Origin of the sequence: Streptomyces sp. LaBMicrA B280 (genome assembly GCF_049222185.1) — a bacterium.
Taxonomy (GTDB): domain Bacteria; phylum Actinomycetota; class Actinomycetes; order Streptomycetales; family Streptomycetaceae; genus Streptomyces; species Streptomyces murinus.
Genome location: NZ_JBMJCT010000011.1, coordinates 497458 through 516024 on the forward strand (window position 1 = coordinate 497458; position 18567 = coordinate 516024).

An 18567-nucleotide genomic window follows, 5' to 3' on the forward strand; every position below is an offset into this window, starting at 1 on the left:
GGGCAGAGCGTGACGGCAGTCCCCTACTCGTCGTTAACCGGACGACAGGGGGGCCGTAACGGACGTACCGGCTGGGGGAAGGCAGGGCGATGGAACGGCGGCAGTACAGACGGCGCACGGTCAGGACGGCCGGCGCGCTGGGCCTCACGCTCGCGCTGGGCACCGGTGTGGGCGGCTGCTCGGACCTCGGGCTCCCCGCCGAGGACGTCAGCAGCGGCGCGGGCGATCCGATCACCCTGCTGACCGGCGCCGCCGCGGCGCTGACCGGCGCGGGCAGCTCCAAGGCCGGCACCGCCATGGAGATGGCCACGGGCGGCACCCGGGTCACCATCCGCGGCAAGGGGGTCTACGACTACGTCCACCGGCTCGGCCGACTGACCGTCGTGCTCCCCGAGGACCCGGCGGGCACCGCCGAGCACCGCCCGCTCACCGAACTCCTCACGCCCGGCGCCCTGTTCATGAAGAACCGGGGAGCCGGGGTGCCCGCCGACAAATGGGTGCGGGTGGAGACGGCCACGCTCTCGGACGGCAATCTGGTCACCGGCGGCGTCACCGACCCGTACACCGCCGCCGAGGTGCTGCGCGGCACCCGGCGGGCGAGCTACGTCGGCCGTACCGAGCTCGCCGGTGTCCCGGTACGGCACTACCGGGGCACCGCCGACCTCGCCCACGCGGCCCGGTACGCACCCGCGGACGTACGGAAATCCCTGGCAGCCGCGGCGAAAGGGTTCGCCACGGCGCAGGTGCCCTTCGACGCCTATCTGGACGACCAGGGCCGGCTGCGCAAGCTGCGCCAGCGCTTCAGCTTCGTCAACGGCAAGCAGAAGACACCCGTCGCGGTCACCTCGACGACCCTGCTGTACGACTTCGGCGCCCCCGCCGTCGTCGCGCTGCCGCACCAGAGGGACATCTACGCCGGCCGGATCGCGGAGGACACGGGGACGGATGGGGCCTGACAGCGCCTGAGAGGGCCTGAATCCGGCCACCCGCCGAGCCTCCGTACTAGTCCCTTGACGCCACCCCGTAAGTAGCCCGTCCGTGCCATGCGCGGTAGGTAAACCGCCTCCTACCCTAGGAGTCCGGTGACGTCAGGGAAGAGGTGAGGCGGGTGGCGGCGGTCGGCGGTACGGCGGTTCAGGACCATGTGGCCCTCGCCGAGATCGAGCTCTGCGGCGAACTGATCATCGCGGCCTCCGCCGCCGAGGACCGGCTCAGCCTGGAGAGCATCGACGAGGTACTCCGGGTGGAACGGCAGGAACGAGACAGCTGAGGCGCCGCGGCGGGCCTCAGGTGCGCAGCAGGCGGCCGATCGCCTTCGTCGCCTCGTCCACCTTCGCCTCGATCTCGTCCCCGCCCTTGAGGGCCGCGTCCGCCACGCAGTGCCGCAGGTGCTCCTCCAGCAGCTGGAGCGCGAAGGACTGCAGCGCCTTGGTGGAGGCCGAGACCTGGGTGAGTATGTCGATGCAGTAGGTGTCCTCGTCGACCATCCGCTGAAGGCCGCGAATCTGGCCCTCGATCCGGCGCAGCCGCTTGAGGTGCTCGTCCTTCTGCTTGTGGTAACCGTGCGTGGCGTGCTCACCGCAGTCCGTCTGCTCGGAGGGTGCCGTGGCGCCGGCCTCGGTAGTCGTCATAGCGGGCCTCCATCTCGGGACGGGTGTTCTCGGTCACACACCGGGGGACATATCGCCCGGCATACCCCTACTGGGTATATGGTACCGAATTTTGCTGGGTATGGGGGCCTTGGTACGCCCCCGTGATGATCGCTCTGCTCGATGGGCGACACTGGAGGGCGGCCCGATAGCCGTGGCCGGATGATGCGCCTAGCATCAGCCTGACCGAAACCGAAGCACCCCGAGGACCCCACGTGCGCTTTCGTCTGACCCCCAGGGAGACGAGCTTCTATGACATGTTCGCCGCTTCCGCGGACAACATCGTCACCGGCTCGAAACTCCTGATGGAACTGCTCGGGGCGGACTCCTCCGCCCGGGCCGAGATCGCAGAGCGTATGCGGGCAGCGGAACACGCAGGTGACGATGCCACGCACGCGATCTTCCACCAGCTGAACTCCTCGTTCATCACGCCGTTCGACCGCGAGGACATCTACGCCCTCGCCGGTTCCCTGGACGACATCATGGACTTCATGGAGGAGGCCGTCGACCTCGTCGTCCTCTACCAGGTCGAGGAACTGCCCAAGGGCGTCGAGCAGCAGATCGAGGTGCTGGCCCGCGCGGCCGAGCTGACCGCGGAGGCGATGCCGAACCTCCGCACCATGGACAACCTCACCGAGTACTGGATCGAGGTCAACCGTCTGGAGAACCAGGCCGACCAGATCCACCGCAAGCTGCTGGCGCACCTCTTCAACGGCAAGTACGACGCGATCGAGGTGCTGAAGCTCAAGCAGATCGTGGACGTGCTGGAAGAGGCGGCGGACGCGTTCGAGCACGTGGCGAACACGGTGGAGACCATCGCCGTCAAGGAGTCCTGAGGCGTCGATGGACACCCTGGCTCTGGTCGTGACCGTAGCGGTCGCGCTTCTGTTCACCTACACCAACGGCTTCCACGACTCGGCGAACGCGATCGCCACATCGGTGTCCACGCGGGCGCTGACCCCGCGGGCGGCGCTGGCGATGGCCGCCGTGATGAACCTCGCCGGCGCGTTCCTCGGCTCCGGGGTCGCCAAGACGGTCAGCGAGGGGCTGATCGAGACGCCGTCGGGCGGCACGGGGATGGGGATCCTCTTCGCCGCGCTCCTCGGCGCGATCGCCTGGAACCTGGTCACCTGGTACTACGGCCTGCCCTCGTCCTCCTCGCACGCGCTGTTCGGCGGCCTGGTGGGGGCGGCGCTCGCGGGCGGTACGGCGGTCCACTGGGACGGCGTGGTCAACAAGATCATCGTGCCGATGTTTCTGTCCCCGGTCGTCGGTCTGGTCGTCGGCTATCTCGTGATGCTGCTGATCATGTGGCTCTTCCGCCGCGCCAACCCGCACAAGGCCAAGCGGGGCTTCCGCATCGCACAGACGGTCTCCGCGGCGGGCATGGCCCTCGGCCACGGTCTCCAGGACGCCCAGAAGACGATGGGTGTCGTGGTGATGGCCCTGGTCATCGCCGGACACGGAACGTTCGACGACCCGATCCCGGTGTGGGTGAAGCTGGTCTCGGCGATGATGCTGTCGCTCGGCACGTACGCCGGTGGCTGGCGCATCATGCGCACGCTCGGGCGGAAGATCATCGAACTGGACCCGCCGCAGGGGTTCGCCGCGGAGGCGACGGGCGCGTCGATCATGTTCGGTACGGCGTACCTCTTCAAGGCGCCGATCTCCACGACGCATGTCATCACCTCGGCCATCATGGGCGTCGGCGCCACCAAGCGGGTGAACGCGGTGCGCTGGGGCGTGGCCAAGAACATCGTCCTGGGCTGGTTCATCACGATGCCGGCGGCCGCGCTGGTCGCCGCGCTGGCCTTCGGCCTGGTGAAGCTGACGGTTCTCTGACCGTTCCCTCTTCTCCTCTGCCTTCCCCTCTGCCCACCCTCTCGTCGGCCTTGCGCCCGGGCGAGGGGGTGGGCTTTTTCCTGCCCTGCCGACCGGGGCGTCAGTCGGCGTACTGCGGGAAGTGGCCGCGCCTCACCGCGACCTGTCCGGCCGCAAGCACCGGCACCGTGAGATCGCCGGTGACCAGGACGTCCTGGTTGCACCAGGAACCGCCCAGCTCCACGGCCCAGCCACCCGGCTCCATCACCCAGTCGGCGTCGGAGAGCTTCACGACGACGCCGCTTCCGCAGATGAACGCCCGGGACGCCTGCGAGACGATCCACTCGGCCTTCCTGGCCTCCGTCGCCCCGTCGTTGTGGCACCTCTCGGCCATCCGCCACAGCAGGTGCCACCCGACGCCGGGGGTCAGCGGCCCCACGTAGGCGAACTGCCGGTCCTCCACGAGCGTGGTCGCGTAGCCGAAGACGGGCCCGAACAGGGAGAACACGGTCACCCGCCCCCGGCCTTTCGCTCCTCCGGTGGTCGCCACGGTCTCAGCAGCAGGGGCCGTCGCCGCAGCACGCCGGTTCGTTGCAGTCCGCCCTGGTGGCCCACAGGGACTCGTCCACGGAGAAGCCATGGGCACGGATCCGCGCCACGACATCCGCCATGGTCGCCCTGTCCCGGTACCGTGACTTGGGCGCGTGATGGACGAACCGGCCGTACCGGGTCCGGCAGAACTCGGCGTACTCCTCGGTGTGCAGCATGAACGTGTGCCACCCCGGGTCCACGGCCCTGGAGGGCGACATGCCCTCGCCGGTCCGGCCCATGACGTCCACGAACGCCAGGGCCTCGTCCATGATCCGCTCGGCGAGGGAACGCTCGTACCCGTACTCCTCGGCACAGAAGTCCGTCAGCCGTGCGAACAGCTCGGGGGCCACGAGGTCGCGTCCGCGCCGCAGGGCGACGGCCGATCGGTCAGGGGCCACGGTCATGAGGGTTCCTCTCTCCGGTTGATCCGACACGCCTCATCTTCGACAGGCCACGTGCACCGCTCCAGCCGATTTCCTGTTCTCTCAGAAATTGATCGCGGATTTCCTCGACCATGCTTCGCATGACATCTCCGGAAACGGCGACGGCTGCGAATCCCTCGAATTTCTCGACATAGAGGGCGACGTCTCGCGGGTCGGTCACCGCAAGCTCCGCATGCACGGTTTCCACCGTCACCATGCGGTCATCCTTGATCGAGAACGAGTGGCTGGGAAAATCGGTCTGACGCGTCGACAGCGGTACGACACGGAGATCGACACCGGGGATCCGGGAAACGGAGATGAGCTTGTCGAGTTGCCCGGCCATCACGAGGGGCGGGACAATTCTCCAGCGCAGCACCGACTCGGTGACGATGAAGTGGAGCCGCCGTCCCGGCTCGTACAGAATGCCCTGTCTGGCAAGCCGCGCGCCTACAGCCCGTGTGAGCTGGTCCGCCGTGAGATTCTTGCGGCCGAGCACTGCCTGGACATATTCCGGCGTCTGAAGCAGGCCGGGTACGAGCGAGGGTTGAAAGAGCCGCAACAGAGTCGTACGGGATTCGATCGCCTGGATCTGCTGCTGTTTCCGGTGGTATCCGAGCCGCCGGTACAGACGCCAGGCCGTCGCCTCGGTCGCCGCCGCCCTGGCGACCGACATGTACTCGGCCTTGACTTCTTCGGAAACCCCTATGGCGGTCAGGACCTGATCCACGTCCACGACACTCGGCATCACGCTGCCGTTCTCGATCTTGGACAGCTTCGAACCGGACATGGCCGCCCTGCGGGCGACGGTCTTGGCTTCCATTCCGGATGCCAGCCGCAGCGCCCGCAGCGCGGACCCCAGCTCAGCCTTGTTCACTCCCCGTGCCGTGCCCACCAATCCGCGAACGGCACGGCATGCGCCAGCGCGGTGTCCCGGTAGGCCCGGAGATCGGCGAGCAGGTCTTCCTCGGCGAATTCGCTCCCAAGGTATTTACCGGCGTCGTCGTACGACATCACTGCCGCGGCCGTGTCGTCGAACATCCAGAAGTCGGGCGCGTCCGGGATCGGGTTCGCCTTCTCGGTGACGTCGAGGATGAAGAACTCCTCACCGGCGGTCATGTTGCGCCGGTATCCCCAGGACAGCTCGAACCGGAGATAATCCGTGAGCGGACGGGACAGAACATGAACGCGATACACGCGCTTCCCGGCCCCGGTGGCGTTCCCCACCGTGGCCAGCCATTCGGCTGTCCGGTACGACTCCGGCTGTTCGCGCCCTGCCAGAAACGCCTGATAGGCATCGACTCCTCCCGACTGACTGTAGTCGTCCAGCGTCTCGAGCCGGAACGCTTCGCGCTCGAACGCGGTGAACCACTCCCCGAACGTCCGGCTAGACGAGGTTGCCACGGACAGCCTTTCGGATCAGTTCGACGGGGACTTCGACGAGGGCCTCGTGCGAGGGGATGTCCCGACCGTGATCGGTCAGCAGGCCCCCCTGCACGACTAAGGTTCCCCGATCGGTGGCGTACAGCGTCGGACACTCGCCCTCGTCGCAGTCACCCACCAGCCGCGTCAGCTTTACCACCGCAGACTCCTCCCACTTGCGGACCGGGCGTCATCACTGATCGTCCCGACCGTGCCGCACATTCGGCAAGAGCCCCTGGTTTCCATTACTGGAAACCGTCGCCATGAAGCGGACCTGATGGTGGACGCTGAGACCAGGACGAGGCGATGTTCTGGCCATCAGCTGCGAAGAAGGCGGGCCACGCCCACCTGTCCGTGTTCCGCTTCGACGACGGCATGTTCGATCGCTTCGCCTCGCACGTCGAGGAACTGTGGACCCAAGGCACTCCGGTATGGGAAGGGGAAGCCGATGGGCAGGCGTGATTACGAGGATGATCCTGATGCCCCGGCGGCGAACAGTCTGGTTCCCGCCGCCTCGACCGTCGTCGTCGACGACTGCGGACGCATCCTGCTCCAGCGCCGCCGCGACAACGGCATGTGGGCACTGCCCGGAGGTGCCATGCACATCGGGGAGTCGCTGCCCGGCTGCGCCGTCCGTGAGACGCGTGAGGAGACCGGCTTCGATGTCGAGATCGTCGGCATCGTCGGGACGTACAGCAACCCGCGTCACGTCTTCGCCTACGACGACGGCGAGGTGCGGCAGGAGTTCTCCGTCTGCTTCCTGGCGCGGCCCACGGCCGGGCGACTGGCCGTGTCCGAGGAGTCCACGGACGTCCGCTGGTTCCGGCCCGAGGAAGTCGACTCGCTGCCGATGGTCCCCGGCATCCGCAAGCGCGTGAACGACTGGCGCGAAGGCACCATGCCCGCGGCCCGGTAGAAACGCCGTGGGCCCGCCCCCGGGAATCCGGGGGCGGGCCCATTGCATCCTCCCGGTGGCACCGCCATGCAGCACCGGTGAGGAAATCGGGGGATCAGCCGAAGCGGCCGGAGATGTAGTCCTCCGTCGCCTGGACCGACGGGTTGGAGAAGATCCGCTCCGTGTCGTCGATCTCGATCAGGCGGCCGGGCTGGCCGACCGCCGCGAGGTTGAAGAAGGCCGTGCGGTCGGAGACACGCGCCGCCTGCTGCATGTTGTGCGTGACGATGACGATCGTGAACCGTTCCTTCAGCTCACCGATCAGGTCCTCGATCGCGAGCGTGGAGATCGGGTCGAGCGCGGAGCACGGCTCGTCCATCAGCAGCACCTTGGGCTCGACCGCGATCGCGCGGGCGATGCACAGCCGCTGCTGCTGGCCGCCGGAGAGCCCGGCACCCGGCTTGTTCAGCCGGTCCTTGACCTCGTTCCAGAGGTTCGCGCCCTTGAGCGACTTCTCGACGACGTCGTTCAGCTCGCTCTTGCGGTAGTTGCCGTTCAGCCGGAGACCGGCGGCCACGTTGTCGAAGATCGACATGGTGGGGAACGGGTTCGGGCGCTGGAAGACCATGCCCACCTCGCGCCGCACCGACACCGGGTCGACCCCGTTGCCGTACAGGTCCTCGTCGTCGAGCAGCACCTTGCCCTCGACCCGCCCGCCCGGGGTGACCTCGTGCATGCGGTTCAGCGTGCGCAGGAACGTCGACTTGCCGCAGCCGGAGGGCCCGATGAACGCCGTCACCGAACGCGGCTCGACGGTCATCGAGATGTCCTCGATCGCCTTGTGGGAGCCGTAGTAGGCGGTCAGTCCGCTTACGTCGATTCGCTTGGCCATTACTTACTTCACTTCCGTCAGTCGCTGAGGGGGCCGCCGTCAGCGACCGGTCTTCGGGGCCTTCCAGCGGGCGATGCCGCGGGCCGCCAGGTTGAGGATCATCACGAAGGCGATCAGCGTGAGCGAGGCCGCCCAGGCGCGGTCGTACGCCGCCGTGGAACCGGAGCTCTGCGAGTACTGCTGGTAGATGTACAGCGGCAGCGCCTGCTGGGCACCCGAGAACGGGTTGTTGTTGATGAAGGAGTTGCCCCACACCAGCAGCAGGACCGGCGCCGTCTCACCCGCGATACGGGCGATGGCCAGCATGATGCCCGTGGTGATGCCGCCGATGGAGGTCGGCAGGACCACCTTCAGGATGGTGCGCCACTTGGGCACACCGAGCGCCAGGGACGCCTCGCGCAGCTCGTTCGGTACGAGCTTGAGCATCTCCTCCGTGGAGCGGACCACGACCGGCATCATCAGGATCGCCAGCGCCAGCGAGCCGGCGAAGCCGAAGGGCTGCATGTCGGCCATCAGCATCAGGCTGAGGATGAAGAGACCGGCGACGATCGACGGGATGCCCGTCATGACGTCGACGAAGAAGGTGACCGCGCGGGCGAGGCCGCCGCGGCCGTACTCCACCAGGTAGATCGCGGTGAGCACACCCACCGGCGCGCCGATCAGGGTGGCGAGGCCGACCTGCTCCAGGCTGCCGATGATCGCGTGGTAGATGCCGCCGCCCGGCTCGGAGTCGGCGACGACGCCCATGGAGTGCGTCAGGAAGTAGGGGTCGAGGACCTTCACCCCGCGCTTGACCGTGGTCCAGATCAGCGAGACCAGCGGGAGCAGCGCGATCAGGAAGGCGACCCACACCAGCGAGGTGGCGATGCGGTCCTTGGCCTGGCGGCGGCCCTCCACCGCGGAGGCGATGACATAGGTGCCGAGGACGAACAGCAGCGCGGCGATCAGGCCCCACTGGATGTGGCTGGTCAGGCCGGCGCCCTCGCCGATGCCCACCGCGACCACGATCGAGCCCGCGGCGATCGCCCAGGGCGACCACTTCGGCAGGCTGGCGCTCCGCAGCGAGCTGCGGCGCTTGTCGGTGACGGCTGCGGTGCTCATGCGTTGGCCCCCGAGTACTCCTTGCGGCGGGCGATGATCGCGCGGGCCGCGCCGTTGACCAGCAGGGTGATGACGAACAGGACCAGACCGGAGGCGATCAGCGCGTCCCGGCCGTCCTGCGTGGCCTCGCCGAACTTGCTGGCGATGTTCTGGGCGAAGGTGCCGCCGCCCGGGTCGAGCAGGCTGGTCTGGATGTCGAAGGTCGGGGAGAGGACCGTGGCCACGGCCATCGTCTCGCCGAGCGCGCGGCCGAGGCCGAGCATCGAGGCGGAGATCACGCCGGAGCGCCCGAAGGGCAGCACCGACATGCGGATGACCTCCCAGCGGGTGGCGCCGAGGGCCAGCGCGGCCTCCTCGTGCATCCGCGGGACCTGGCGGAAGACCTCGCGGCTCACGTTGGTGATGATCGGCAGGATCATGATCGCGAGCAGGATGCCCACGGTGAGCATCGAGCGGGGCGCGCCGCCCTGCCAGGAGAAGATCCCGGTCCAGCCGAGGTACTCGTTGAGCCAGCCGAACAGGCCGTTCAGGTGCGGTACGAGGATCAGGGCGCCCCAGAGGCCGTACACGATGGACGGCACCGCGGCGAGCAGGTCGATCACATAGGCGACCGGGCCGCTCATCCGGCGGGGGGCGTAGTGCGTGAGAAACAGCGCGATGGCGACGGCGACCGGTACGGCCAGGGCCATGGCGACGATCGAGGAGACCACCGTGCCGAAGGCGAGGACCGCGATGCCGAACGACGGCGGCATCAGGTTGGTGTTCCACTCGAAGGTGGTCAGGAAGTTGCCGTGGTCCTTGCTGATCGCGAGGGACGCGCGGTAGGTGAGGAAGACCGCGATGGCGGCCATGATCACCAGGAGCAGGATGCCGGAGCCGCGGGAGAGGCCGAGGAAGATGCGGTCACCGGCGCGGGTGGCGCTGCGGTTCGCGTTCTTCTTCGGTTCGGCGGCGGTCGGCTGGGATGCGGGGGGTGGTGCGTCGGTTGTCTTCGTTATGTCCATCGGGTTCTCCGGTCTGCGGAGCCGCTCGCCCCGGTGGGGGCGTGCGGCTCGTGGCGGCGGTGCACCGGACGGTGCGGCCCGGCCCGCGGGGAGGCCGTGGGACCGGGCCGCACTCTCGGATCAGGTCAGCTCAGGCCCGCGATGGTGGTGCGGACCTTGCCGATGATCGCGTCGGGCATCGGCGCGTAGTCGATGCCGCTGAGGAGCTTCTGGCCGTCCTCGGAAGCCATGTAGTTGAGGAACGCCTTGACGGTGGGCAGGGTGTCGGCCTTGTTGCCCTTGTCGCAGGCGATCTCGTACGTCACCAGGGTGATCGGGTAGGCGCCGTCGGCCTTGGTGTTGTAGTTCAGCTGGAGCGACAGGTCGCTGCCGGTGCCGACGACCTTGGCGTCGGCGATGGCCTTGGTGGCGCTCTCGGTGCTGGGGGCGACCGGCTGGGAGGCGCCGGTGCTGATGTTCACGGCCTTGACGCCGTCACCGACGTACGACAGCTCGAAGTAGCCGATGGCGCCGTTGGTCTGCTTGACCTGCTGGGCCACGCCCGAGGACTGCGCGGCGGACTGGCCGCCCTTGGCCTGCCAGGTCTTGCCGCCCGAGTACTTCCAGTTGTCCGGGGTGGCGGCCTTCAGGTACTTGGTGAGGTTGTCCGTGGTGCCGGAGTCGTCCGAGCGGTGGAACGCCTGGATCTTCAGGTCGGGAAGCTTCGCCGAGGGGTTCAGCTTCTTGATCGCGGCGTCGTTCCAGTTGGTGATCTTGCCGTCGAAGATCTTGGCGAGGGTCGGGGCGTCCAGGACGAGGTTGTCCACGCCGTTCAGGTTGTAGCCGATGGCGATCGGGCCGCCGACCATCGGGAGGTCGATGCCCTGGCCGCCGGAGCAGACCTTCTTGGACGCGGTGACCTCTTCGGGCTTGAGCGCCGAGTCGGAGCCCGCCCACGGGATCTGGCCCTGGGTGAAGGAGGTCACACCGGCGCCGGAGCCGCCGGCCTTGTAGTTGATCTGCACGCCGCAAGCCTGCGAGAAGTTCTTGACCCAGGCGTCGATCGCGTTCTTCTGCGCGGAAGAGCCGTCCGAGAGCAGCTGGCCCTTGGCGCCGTCGCACTTGATGGAAGAGGCGTTGGAGGCCGAGGCGCCACCCGAGGGCTTGGAACCGCCGCCGTTGTCGTCGGAGCCACACGCCGTCAGGGCCAGGGCGCCGGAGACGGCGAGAGCACCGAGGGTCACGGCGCGCAGCCGGTTCTTGCGCTGAAGCTTCACGTTCGGGAGTTCCTTCCAGGAGCCGCCGCTGTCGGCGGCGTGCGAAGTCAGTGGTGCGGTGAGCGCATCCGAACCGCACTCCGCACCGGGTAAGGCCGAAATTAGGCAGATCAGGTGAAGCGGCCGAAGGCCATAAATGAACGGCGGGTGAACCCCTGCCGTCGGCCCGGTGAGGTCACGGAATGCTCACGGGGAGAGCACGCGCCGATTCCGACGACCGGGGCGGAGGCACACATATGCGATGTTCGGCACCCGTACGGGGGAACCCTGCTGTACCTGCCGTCGTCTCGTCTCCCGGAGGCCACCTCGGCCGCGGAAAGGCGACGGAGACATGGAACGGCGTACGTTCATCTCGGGCGGCGCGGCCGCGCTGGCGACGACGGCACTGACCGGGTGCGGGGCGGGCGGCGGGCACTCCGCCGCGGCCCAGGCGCATTCCTCGGGCGTGTCCGGGGCGTCCTCGACGTCGCTCACGGCGATGAGGACCACCAGCGCGAGCGGTGCGGCCGGCGCGAGCGGCCCCGCCGACTGGACCGCCCTCGGCCGGGACCTCGACGGCTCCCTGGTGCGGCCGGGCGACGCCCAGTGGAAGACCGCGCACCAGCTGTACAACACCCGCTTCGACGGCCTGAAGCCCGCCGCCGTCGCCTACGTCGCGCACGCCGCCGACATCCGCACCGTGCTGTCGTACGCGAAGAGCCGGCACATACCGGTGTCGATACGCAACGGCGGCCACTCCTACGCCGGTTACTCCTCCGGCGACAACCGGCTGATCGTCGATGTCTCGCGGCTGAACCGGATACGGGTGAGCGGGAGCCAGGCGGTGGTGGGCGCCGGTGCCAAGCTGATCGACGTGTACCGGGGGCTGGCCGCGAAGGGCGTGACCATACCGGCGGGCTCCTGCCCCACGGTCGGCGTCTCCGGTCTGGTGCTCGGCGGCGGCCACGGGGTCGTCTCCCGGGCGTACGGCCTGACCTGCGACAGCCTCACCCAGGCGACCCTGGTCACGGCCGACGGCAAGCAGATCACCGCCGACGCGACGCAGCACTCGGACCTCTTCTGGGCGCTGCGCGGCGCGGGCAACGGCAACTTCGGCGTCGTCACCGAACTGCACTTCCGCACCCATCCGGCGCCGCAGGCGGTCACCGCGTATCTGTCCTGGCCGTGGTCGAAGGCGGCGGCGGTGCTCAAGGCGTGGCAGGAGTGGGGGCCGACGCAGCCGGACGAGATCTGGTCCTCCCTGCACCTGGCGTGCGTGCCGGGCCGTACGCCGACGATCTCCGTCTCCTGCTTCTCCATCGGCACCTACAACGAGCTGAAGAACGCGGTGGACCGCCTCGCCCACCAGGCCGGCGCCAACGCCACCTCCGTCTCCCTGCACCGGCGGGGCTACGAGGAGGCGATGGAGATCTACGCCGGGTGCTCCTCCTTCTCCGCGCAGGCCCAGTGCCATCTGCCCGGCAGCACGCCGGGCCGCTCGGCCCAGGGGGCGCTCGGGCGCGAGACGTACGCGGCCCGCTCGGACTTCTTCGACCGGTCCCTGTCCGCGGCGGGCATCCAGACGGTGCTGCGGCAGATCGCGGGGGTGCGGGGCGGGGCGGGCAGCGTCGCGTTCACGGCACTGGGCGGGGCGGTGAACCGCGTCGCGCCGACGGCGACGGCCTTCGTGCACCGGCGCTCGCGGATGCTGGCGCAGTACATCGCGTCCTGGCCCGCGGGGGCCTCCGGCGGTTCGGCGCAGTCGTGGCTGACGTCGGCCCATCGCGCGATGGCGCCGTACGCCTCCGGCGCGGCGTACCAGAACTACACCGACCCGACGCTGACGAACTGGCGGAAGGCGTACTACGGGGACGCGGCGGCGCGGCTCGCGAAGGTGAAGCAGCAGTACGACCCGTCGAGGTTCTTCTCGTACGCGCAGGGGGTGTAGGCCGGAACCCGGGGGCGCCCCTCAGCGGGCGCCCCCCGGTTACGCCGCCAGGTCCCGTTCCTCGGAGTCCATCGGCTCCACGGACCGCCGGGCGCCCGGCACCACCGGAACCTCGGCCGCCGCCCTGCGGCGCACGATCCACGACACCCTCGGCGCCCGCTCCACCGCCTTCATCAGCGGGGTGAGCAGGGCGGAGGCGAGCGGGGCCAGCAGCAGGGCCACGGCCGTGCCGAGGGCGAAACCGCCGATCACGTCCGTCGGGTAGTGCACGCCCATGTAGACCCGGCAGAAGCCCTCCAGGAGGGCCAGCCCGATCCCGGCGATGCCGAACCTGCGGTTGGCGACGAACAGCCCCACGCCGAGCGCCATCGTCAGCGTGGCGTGATCGCTGACGAAGGAGAAGTCGGTCTTGCCGGAGACGAGGACATCGAGCCCCTGATGGTCCACGAAGGGCCGCGGCCGTGACACGAATCCCCGGATCGGGATGTTCACCAGCACCGCGATCCCGGCCGCGAGCGGGGCCCACACCAGCGCGGCCACGGATGTCGCCGCGTCCTCCTGGCCCCGGCGCCGCACGGACCACCAGCACCACACCACGAGCAGGACCATCGCGAGCAGCAGCCCGTACTCGCCCACGAACTCCATGATCCGGTCGAACCAGTGCGGCGCGCTCCTGGCCAGACCGTTGATGTCATACAGCAGTTCGACGTCGGGGTTCGATCCGGATTCGGCGAGTACAGCCATGGTGCTGCGGCCCCTTCGTCGTCTTCCCGGACGCACCTCGTGTGCGTCGCACCGACCCCCGTCAACAGGAACGCACGGTCACCACCATTGCGTTCCACTCTCCACCGAAAGATCACGCAGACGTTATCGAAGAGAGACTCATCCTCGCAGCTCAGGGGGTAGGTTCACGCACGGTTTACACCGCCGTGGGGAGCGCTTTTGCGCCATCTTCGGTCACCCGGGTGGCGCCGAAATAATCCGCTCCGTCGATCGGGTCGAACCGGATCACCGCCCCCGTGCGCGGCGCGTCGATCATGTACCCGCCACCGACGTAGATACCCACGTGGTGGATGGCCCGGGAGTCGGTGGGGTCATGGGAGAAGAACACCAGGTCACCGGGGAGCAGCTGGCTGCGCGAGGGGTGCGGACCGGCGTTGTACTGGTCGTTGGCCACCCGCGGCAGCTTGATCCCGACGCTCGCGTACGCGGCCTGGGTCAGCCCCGAGCAGTCGAAACGCCCGCCCTGCGCGGCCGTGCCCTCGCCGCCCCACAGATACGGCGTGCCCAGCTTCTTCTGCGCGAAGTCGATCGCACCGGCGGCCTGCCGGGTGGGATCGAGCCGGCTGGGCGGCGCGGCGAAGCTCTCCGCGAGGCTGTTGATGCGCTGGACGTAGTTCTGGGTCTCGCTGATGCCCGGCACCCCACCGGCCTGGATGACCCGGTACGCCCCGGCGTTGTACGCCGCGAGCATGTTGTCGGAGACGTTGCCCGGAACATCCTTGACGTACTTGGCCAGTTCGCAGTCGTACGACGCCGCCGACGGAATCGCGTCATTCGGGTCCCAGATGTCGCGCTTGCCGTCGCCGTTGCCGTCGATGCCGTGCGTCGCCCAGGTGCTCGGGATGAACTGGGCGATCCCGCGGGCGTCGGCCGGGCTGACCACCCTGGGGTTCCAGCCGCTCTCCTGGTACAGCTGCGCCGCGAGCAGCGCCGGGGTCAGCGCGGGACACAGGTTCCCCCACTTCGCGACCAGTTGCTGGTACGCCGCCGGCACCGCGCCCTTGGCCAGCGCCCGCCCGCTCGCGGCCATGCCCCCCACGAGGTTCCCGGCGACCAGGTACACCGCGACCACGAGCACCATGACGAAACTCAGCCCGCCCGCCACGACGGCACCACCGACGATCCACGCCTTACGCACCGTCAACCGCCCCTCACCGTCGGCCAGTCCGCCGAATGCAGTGTAGGAGCCGCAGGGGCTCAGCACGAGAACGCCCGTCCGAGCCACAGCGGTTCGACAGTTCCAGAGGGGAGAAGAAGGGGTCGGCCGGCTCGGTCAGCCGGCCGCCGTCGCGTCCCGGTACAGCTCCGCCGCCTCCGTGCTCAGCACCACGCTGTAGGACACGTCGTCCGTGGAGCCGCCCTCCTCGTGGCCGCCGAGGATGCCGACGACCTGGTGGTCGCCGTTGATCCAGGGGCTGCCGCTGGTGCCGCCGGTGAAGGAGGGGCAGTAGATGCGCTGTTGGGTGGGGCTCTGGCGGCGCGGCTTGTTGGTGCAGCGGATGGGGAGTTCGCGGGAGTCGGGGTAGCCGGTGACCGTCACCGCGGTCGCGCCGGTCGTCGCGCCGGTGACGAAGCGGTTGCCGCCGACCACCTGTTCGACGCTCTGCCCGTCGAGATCGGCCACCGTCACGAGGGCGACGTCGCTGTCCTCGTCCTGGTCCCTCGCCCAGCTGTCCGGCAGGAAGCGCCGGGTCACCTTCCACACCCCGTACGGCGCCTGCCCGCCGCGGTAGCCCGGCACGAACACCAGGTCCCGGTCCTGGGCGTTCACACAGTGCGCGGCGGTGGCGATGAGGTCGCCCCGCGGGCTGTGCACCACCGAGGCCGTACAGAAGTGACCGCCGGCCAGCCGCGACGCCCGGTCCGCGTCGAACAGCGCGCCCACCCGGGCCTCGCGCACGGACGCGACCGCGTCCGCGGTGACCCCGAAGGGTCCCGGCCCGTCATCGGCGGAAGCCACGGACGCCGAGGTCAGGGCGAGCATCACCACTGCCCCGAGCAACGCGGGACGCGAGGTGACCGAGATGCGTGAGATGCGCTTCATCAGGCCTCACTCTGTCTCACGAAGGTGAGAAACCCGCTCCGACTTCGCTGAGAATTTCCGCAGAAACCTCCCGATGGCCGGTGCGGGCACCACGCTACTGTCCCCCCGCCGGGGCCGCCTCCCCACCGGTCACCGTGGGTCAGAACGTCGTCGTCATCCCGCCGTCCACCGCGATGGTCTGCCCGGTGATGAAGGACGCCGCGCCGCTCGCCAGGAAGACGACCACCCCGGCGATCTCCTCCGGCCGGCCCCAGCGCCCGAGCGCGGTACGGGTGCGCAGCCAGCGCTCCCAGCCGGGATCCGTGGTGAGTTCGGCGTTGACCTCGGTGGCGAAGGTGCCCGGCGCGACCGAGTTGACGGTCGTACCGCTCGGCCCGAGGTCCGCCGCGAGGGCCCGGGTCAGACCGTCCAGGCCCGCCTTCGCGGTGGCGTAGCCGACATCACCCGTACGGCCCAACTGCCCCACCACCGAGGACACGTTGACGATACGGCCCGCCACCCCGCGCGCGGCCAGCCCACGGGCCACCACCTGGCTCAGCGCGTACGCCGAGGTCAGATCCACGTCGAGCAGCGCGTTCAGATCGTGGGGCGTCAGCTCCGCCACGCCCCGCCGGTCCCGGTGGCCCACGTTGTTGACCAGGATGTCGAGATCGCCCAGCTCCTCGACCGCCGCCTGCGCCGCCGCCCGGTCCGTGACGTCGAACGCGGCGGTCGCGATGTCGTACCCGCCCGCCGTCCGCAGCCGCTCGGCCGCCGCGGCGAGGGCCGCCGGGTCCCGGCCGTTGAGGACCACCCGCGCGCCGGCCCCGGCCAGACCGCGCGCCATCTCCAGGCCGAGGCCGCGCGCCGATCCCGTCACGAGGGCCGTACGGCCGTCGAGCCGGAAGGTCACGGGGCCGCCGCCGGGCGCGGGGTCGCCGCCGTTCACCGGGCCGCCGCTGCCGGTGCCCGTCTCTGCCGAGGTCATGGGGTCGGTCTCGGTCCGTGGTGCGTCCTGACGATTCCTGGAAAGTTCCGGGGAATCCCTTACCCACACCGTATCCGGTCCCCTACACCTTTCCCCTCCCCTTCACCCCTCCTCTTCACCCTTCCCCTTCACCCCTTGCCGCTCGCCCGTTCCCGCTCACCCGTTCCCGACGGGTGCCTTCCACTCGACCCCCGTCAGCTCCTCCGACAGCGTCCACAGCCGCCGCGCCGCCTCCGGGTCGCTCGCCGCCGCGCTGCGGGCGACCAGGGTCGGGGCGCCGCGGAACTCGCCGAGGCCGTCCGGGCCGACGTAGGCCGCGCCCGGCAGGTCCTGGGTGGCCGCGAAGAGGGTGGGCAGGGCGCCGGCCCGGTCGCTCTGGGCGACGACGCGGTTGGCGACGACCATGCCGATCCGGGCCAGGGCGCTCGCGTGGTGACTCTGCAGGTTGGTGGCGGCGTAGCCGGGGTGGGCGGCCAGCGCGCGCACCCCGGAACCGGCCCCGGCCAAGCGGCGCTGGAGTTCCAGGGTGAACAGGAGGTTCGCCAGCTTGGACTGGGCGTAGGCGCGCGTCGGGGTGTAGCGGCCGCGCAGGTTCACGTCCTCGAAGCTGATGCGCTGATCGCCCCAGCGGTGCGCGGTGGAGGCCAGCGTCACCACGCGGTCGGTGAGGTGCGGCAGCAGCAGGTTCGTCAGCGCGAAGTGCCCGAGGTGGTTGGTGCCGAACTGCCGCTCGAAGCCCTGCGCGGTGCGCTGCTCCGGCAGCATCATCACGCCCGCGTTGTTGATCAGCAGATCCAGCGGGCGGTCCCAGGCGGCGGCGAAGGCGCGCACCGAGTCCAGGTCCGCGAGGTCGAGCCGGCGCACCTCGGTGCTGCCCGCCACCCGCGCCGCGGCGACGCCGCCCCGCGCCTCGTCCCGTACGGCGAACACCACATGCGCGCCGGCCCGCGCCAGCGCCTCGGCCGCCACCAGGCCGAGGCCGCTGTTGGCGCCGGTGATCACGGCCGTACGGCCGGTCTGGTCGGGGATGCGGTTCACGTTCCACTTGCGCGCACCGCGCGCGCCGGTCGTCTCAGCCATGACCTCAATGTAGGCAGCGGCTACAATGCTGTCAATGACAACAAGGCGGGTGAGCCTCGGGATACGATGGCGCACATGCCCGCAAGCCGCCCCTACCACCACGGAGACCTGCGCGCCGCGCTGCTCCAGAGCGCCGAGCGCACCCTGCGGGAGAAGGGGGCCGGCGCGCTGTCGCTGCGCGAACTGGCCCGGGACATCGGCGTCAGCCACGCGGCGCCGGGCCGGCACTTCAGGGACAAGCAGGCCCTGCTCGACGCCCTGGCGATGTCGGGGTACGAGCGGCTGGACCACGCCCTGACCGAGGCGTACGGCGCGGACCCCGGCTTCGAGCGGCGCATGGCGGCGATCGCGCGCGCCTACCTCGGCTTCGCCGTCGAGCATCCCGAGCTGCTGGAGCTGATGTTCGCGCGCAAGCACCACCCCGACAGCTCGGCGCAGCTCGGCGCGGCCGTCGACCGTACCTTCGGCTCGCTCACCCGGCTGTTCGCGGACGCCCAGGCGAGCGGCGAGATCGTCGACGGCGACCCGGAGCGCATCGCCCTGGCCGCCGCCGCGAATCTGCACGGCCTGGCCGCCCTCATCGCCAGCTGCGCACTGGACGCGGACGAGGCCATGGCCGGCCTGGATCAGCATGTGCATCTGCTGCTGTACGGCCTCAAGCCCCGCTGAGCCACGCACTCTTGGTCAAACCCGGTGCCGCATACCCCACTTGACCT

General features: G+C 69.6%; 23 protein-coding genes. 8 read left to right on the forward strand and 15 right to left on the reverse strand.

Annotation, left to right across the window (positions count from 1 at the left end):
* Nucleotides 1–89 precede the first annotated feature (89 nt).
* Complete coding sequence (locus ACLF5H_RS12625; RefSeq protein ID WP_421676142.1) at nucleotides 90–956, forward strand: hypothetical protein; 867 nt, start codon at nucleotides 90–92, stop codon at nucleotides 954–956.
* Nucleotides 957–1108: 152 nt separating this feature from the next.
* Nucleotides 1109–1270, forward strand: coding sequence for a hypothetical protein (locus ACLF5H_RS12630; RefSeq protein ID WP_164932561.1), 162 nt, complete (start codon nucleotides 1109–1111; stop codon nucleotides 1268–1270).
* 16 nt (nucleotides 1271–1286) lie between these two features.
* On the opposite strand, the gene ACLF5H_RS12635 is transcribed toward ACLF5H_RS12630, so the two are convergent.
* On the reverse strand, nucleotides 1287–1631 hold the full coding sequence (locus tag ACLF5H_RS12635) for a metal-sensitive transcriptional regulator (protein WP_085565448.1): 345 nt from the start codon (nucleotides 1629–1631) through the stop codon (nucleotides 1287–1289).
* A 233-nt stretch (nucleotides 1632–1864) separates the two neighbouring features.
* On the opposite strand from ACLF5H_RS12635, the gene ACLF5H_RS12640 reads away from it, so the two are divergent.
* Nucleotides 1865–2485: a DUF47 domain-containing protein gene (locus ACLF5H_RS12640; RefSeq protein ID WP_037653474.1), complete on the forward strand. Its 621-nt coding sequence runs from the start codon at nucleotides 1865–1867 to the stop codon at nucleotides 2483–2485.
* 7 nt (nucleotides 2486–2492) lie between these two features.
* Complete coding sequence (locus ACLF5H_RS12645) at nucleotides 2493–3491, forward strand: inorganic phosphate transporter (RefSeq protein ID WP_421676143.1); 999 nt, start codon at nucleotides 2493–2495, stop codon at nucleotides 3489–3491.
* A gap of 100 nt (nucleotides 3492–3591) precedes the next feature.
* Here the strand turns inward: ACLF5H_RS12645 and ACLF5H_RS12650 are convergent, their stop codons facing one another.
* From ACLF5H_RS12650 to ACLF5H_RS12670, 5 genes are read right to left on the reverse strand one after another with little or no spacing between them, the layout of a single operon-like run.
* Nucleotides 3592–3984 (reverse strand): hypothetical protein, encoded by a 393-nt coding sequence (locus ACLF5H_RS12650; protein WP_421676144.1) that lies wholly within the window; start codon nucleotides 3982–3984, stop codon nucleotides 3592–3594.
* A 40-nt stretch (nucleotides 3985–4024) separates the two neighbouring features.
* Nucleotides 4025–4465 carry a glycine-rich domain-containing protein gene (locus tag ACLF5H_RS12655; protein ID WP_421676145.1) on the reverse strand — a complete coding sequence of 147 codons (441 nt, stop codon included), beginning with the start codon at nucleotides 4463–4465 and terminating at the stop codon, nucleotides 4025–4027.
* Nucleotides 4449–5357 (reverse strand): helix-turn-helix domain-containing protein, encoded by a 909-nt coding sequence (locus ACLF5H_RS12660; protein ID WP_421676146.1) that lies wholly within the window; start codon nucleotides 5355–5357, stop codon nucleotides 4449–4451. Before ACLF5H_RS12660 ends, ACLF5H_RS12655 begins: the two co-directional genes overlap by 17 nt.
* Nucleotides 5354–5884 carry a DUF6879 family protein gene (locus ACLF5H_RS12665; RefSeq protein WP_421676147.1) on the reverse strand — a complete coding sequence of 177 codons (531 nt, stop codon included), beginning with the start codon at nucleotides 5882–5884 and terminating at the stop codon, nucleotides 5354–5356. Before ACLF5H_RS12665 ends, ACLF5H_RS12660 begins: the two co-directional genes overlap by 4 nt.
* Nucleotides 5868–6062, reverse strand: a complete 195-nt coding sequence (locus tag ACLF5H_RS12670) for a hypothetical protein (RefSeq protein WP_421676148.1) — start codon at nucleotides 6060–6062, stop codon at nucleotides 5868–5870. Before ACLF5H_RS12670 ends, ACLF5H_RS12665 begins: the two co-directional genes overlap by 17 nt.
* A 146-nt stretch (nucleotides 6063–6208) precedes the next feature.
* Here ACLF5H_RS12670 and ACLF5H_RS12675 point away from each other — a divergent pair, with 146 nt between their 5' ends.
* Both ACLF5H_RS12675 and ACLF5H_RS12680 read left to right on the forward strand, forming a co-directional pair.
* Complete coding sequence (locus ACLF5H_RS12675) at nucleotides 6209–6364, forward strand: hypothetical protein (protein WP_421676149.1); 156 nt, start codon at nucleotides 6209–6211, stop codon at nucleotides 6362–6364.
* Nucleotides 6351–6818, forward strand: coding sequence for an NUDIX hydrolase (locus ACLF5H_RS12680; RefSeq protein WP_421676150.1), 468 nt, complete (start codon nucleotides 6351–6353; stop codon nucleotides 6816–6818). Before ACLF5H_RS12675 ends, ACLF5H_RS12680 begins: the two co-directional genes overlap by 14 nt.
* A 94-nt stretch (nucleotides 6819–6912) precedes the next feature.
* On the opposite strand, the gene pstB is transcribed toward ACLF5H_RS12680, so the two are convergent.
* From pstB to pstS, 4 genes are all read right to left on the reverse strand, one after another.
* The gene (gene pstB, locus ACLF5H_RS12685; protein ID WP_085565458.1) at nucleotides 6913–7689 is read right to left on the reverse strand and encodes a phosphate ABC transporter ATP-binding protein PstB; all 777 of its coding nucleotides are present in this window, start codon (nucleotides 7687–7689) and stop codon (nucleotides 6913–6915) included.
* A 39-nt stretch (nucleotides 7690–7728) separates the two neighbouring features.
* Nucleotides 7729–8790: a phosphate ABC transporter permease PstA gene (gene pstA / locus ACLF5H_RS12690; protein ID WP_361682629.1), complete on the reverse strand. Its 1062-nt coding sequence runs from the start codon at nucleotides 8788–8790 to the stop codon at nucleotides 7729–7731.
* Complete coding sequence (gene pstC / locus ACLF5H_RS12695; RefSeq protein ID WP_421676151.1) at nucleotides 8787–9794, reverse strand: phosphate ABC transporter permease subunit PstC; 1008 nt, start codon at nucleotides 9792–9794, stop codon at nucleotides 8787–8789. The genes pstA and pstC overlap by 4 nt, the downstream gene beginning before the upstream one ends.
* 125 nt (nucleotides 9795–9919) lie before the next feature.
* A complete protein-coding gene (gene pstS, locus ACLF5H_RS12700; protein WP_421676152.1) occupies nucleotides 9920–11050 on the reverse strand; it encodes a phosphate ABC transporter substrate-binding protein PstS in 1131 nt (376 codons plus the stop codon).
* Between the two features lie 331 nt (nucleotides 11051–11381).
* On the opposite strand from pstS, the gene ACLF5H_RS12705 reads away from it, so the two are divergent.
* A complete protein-coding gene (locus ACLF5H_RS12705; RefSeq protein WP_421676153.1) occupies nucleotides 11382–12977 on the forward strand; it encodes an FAD-binding oxidoreductase in 1596 nt (531 codons plus the stop codon).
* A 39-nt stretch (nucleotides 12978–13016) separates the two neighbouring features.
* On the opposite strand, the gene ACLF5H_RS12710 is transcribed toward ACLF5H_RS12705, so the two are convergent.
* The 5 genes from ACLF5H_RS12710 to ACLF5H_RS12730 all read right to left on the reverse strand — a co-directional run bounded on the left by ACLF5H_RS12710 (nucleotide 13017) and on the right by ACLF5H_RS12730 (nucleotide 17851).
* A complete protein-coding gene (locus ACLF5H_RS12710; protein WP_421676154.1) occupies nucleotides 13017–13721 on the reverse strand; it encodes a phosphatase PAP2 family protein in 705 nt (234 codons plus the stop codon).
* Nucleotides 13722–13896: 175 nt separating this feature from the next.
* Complete coding sequence (locus ACLF5H_RS12715) at nucleotides 13897–14904, reverse strand: NlpC/P60 family protein (protein ID WP_421676155.1); 1008 nt, start codon at nucleotides 14902–14904, stop codon at nucleotides 13897–13899.
* Between the two features lie 129 nt (nucleotides 14905–15033).
* Nucleotides 15034–15804, reverse strand: a complete 771-nt coding sequence (locus ACLF5H_RS12720) for a trypsin-like serine peptidase (RefSeq protein WP_421676156.1) — start codon at nucleotides 15802–15804, stop codon at nucleotides 15034–15036.
* 139 nt (nucleotides 15805–15943) lie between these two features.
* Nucleotides 15944–16771 (reverse strand): SDR family oxidoreductase, encoded by an 828-nt coding sequence (locus ACLF5H_RS12725; RefSeq protein ID WP_421676157.1) that lies wholly within the window; start codon nucleotides 16769–16771, stop codon nucleotides 15944–15946.
* A gap of 156 nt (nucleotides 16772–16927) precedes the next feature.
* Nucleotides 16928–17851 carry an oxidoreductase gene (locus tag ACLF5H_RS12730; protein ID WP_421676158.1) on the reverse strand — a complete coding sequence of 308 codons (924 nt, stop codon included), beginning with the start codon at nucleotides 17849–17851 and terminating at the stop codon, nucleotides 16928–16930.
* 66 nt (nucleotides 17852–17917) lie between these two features.
* Here ACLF5H_RS12730 and ACLF5H_RS12735 point away from each other — a divergent pair, with 66 nt between their 5' ends.
* Complete coding sequence (locus tag ACLF5H_RS12735; RefSeq protein ID WP_421676159.1) at nucleotides 17918–18520, forward strand: TetR/AcrR family transcriptional regulator; 603 nt, start codon at nucleotides 17918–17920, stop codon at nucleotides 18518–18520.
* The last annotated feature ends 47 nt before the right edge of the window (nucleotides 18521–18567 follow it).

What these genes read in the sequence shown, in the direction of transcription:
- ACLF5H_RS12625 (WP_421676142.1), top strand. Translation starts at nt 90, where the DNA reads ATGGAACGGCGGCAGTACAGACGGCGCACGGTCAGGACGGCCGGCGCG.
- ACLF5H_RS12710 (WP_421676154.1), bottom strand. Translation starts at nt 13,721, where the DNA reads ATGGCTGTACTCGCCGAATCCGGATCGAACCCCGACGTCGAACTGCTG.
- ACLF5H_RS12645 (WP_421676143.1), top strand. Translation starts at nt 2,493, where the DNA reads ATGGACACCCTGGCTCTGGTCGTGACCGTAGCGGTCGCGCTTCTGTTC.
- ACLF5H_RS12675 (WP_421676149.1), top strand. Translation starts at nt 6,209, where the DNA reads ATGTTCTGGCCATCAGCTGCGAAGAAGGCGGGCCACGCCCACCTGTCC.
- ACLF5H_RS12680 (WP_421676150.1), top strand. Translation starts at nt 6,351, where the DNA reads ATGGGCAGGCGTGATTACGAGGATGATCCTGATGCCCCGGCGGCGAAC.
- ACLF5H_RS12730 (WP_421676158.1), bottom strand. Translation starts at nt 17,851, where the DNA reads ATGGCTGAGACGACCGGCGCGCGCGGTGCGCGCAAGTGGAACGTGAAC.
- pstB (WP_085565458.1), bottom strand. Translation starts at nt 7,689, where the DNA reads ATGGCCAAGCGAATCGACGTAAGCGGACTGACCGCCTACTACGGCTCC.
- ACLF5H_RS12735 (WP_421676159.1), top strand. Translation starts at nt 17,918, where the DNA reads ATGGCGCACATGCCCGCAAGCCGCCCCTACCACCACGGAGACCTGCGC.
- ACLF5H_RS12705 (WP_421676153.1), top strand. Translation starts at nt 11,382, where the DNA reads ATGGAACGGCGTACGTTCATCTCGGGCGGCGCGGCCGCGCTGGCGACG.
- ACLF5H_RS12725 (WP_421676157.1), bottom strand. Translation starts at nt 16,771, where the DNA reads ATGACCTCGGCAGAGACGGGCACCGGCAGCGGCGGCCCGGTGAACGGC.
- pstA (WP_361682629.1), bottom strand. Translation starts at nt 8,790, where the DNA reads ATGAGCACCGCAGCCGTCACCGACAAGCGCCGCAGCTCGCTGCGGAGC.
- ACLF5H_RS12720 (WP_421676156.1), bottom strand. Translation starts at nt 15,804, where the DNA reads ATGAAGCGCATCTCACGCATCTCGGTCACCTCGCGTCCCGCGTTGCTC.
- ACLF5H_RS12655 (WP_421676145.1), bottom strand. Translation starts at nt 4,465, where the DNA reads ATGACCGTGGCCCCTGACCGATCGGCCGTCGCCCTGCGGCGCGGACGC.
- pstC (WP_421676151.1), bottom strand. Translation starts at nt 9,794, where the DNA reads ATGGACATAACGAAGACAACCGACGCACCACCCCCCGCATCCCAGCCG.
- ACLF5H_RS12635 (WP_085565448.1), bottom strand. Translation starts at nt 1,631, where the DNA reads ATGACGACTACCGAGGCCGGCGCCACGGCACCCTCCGAGCAGACGGAC.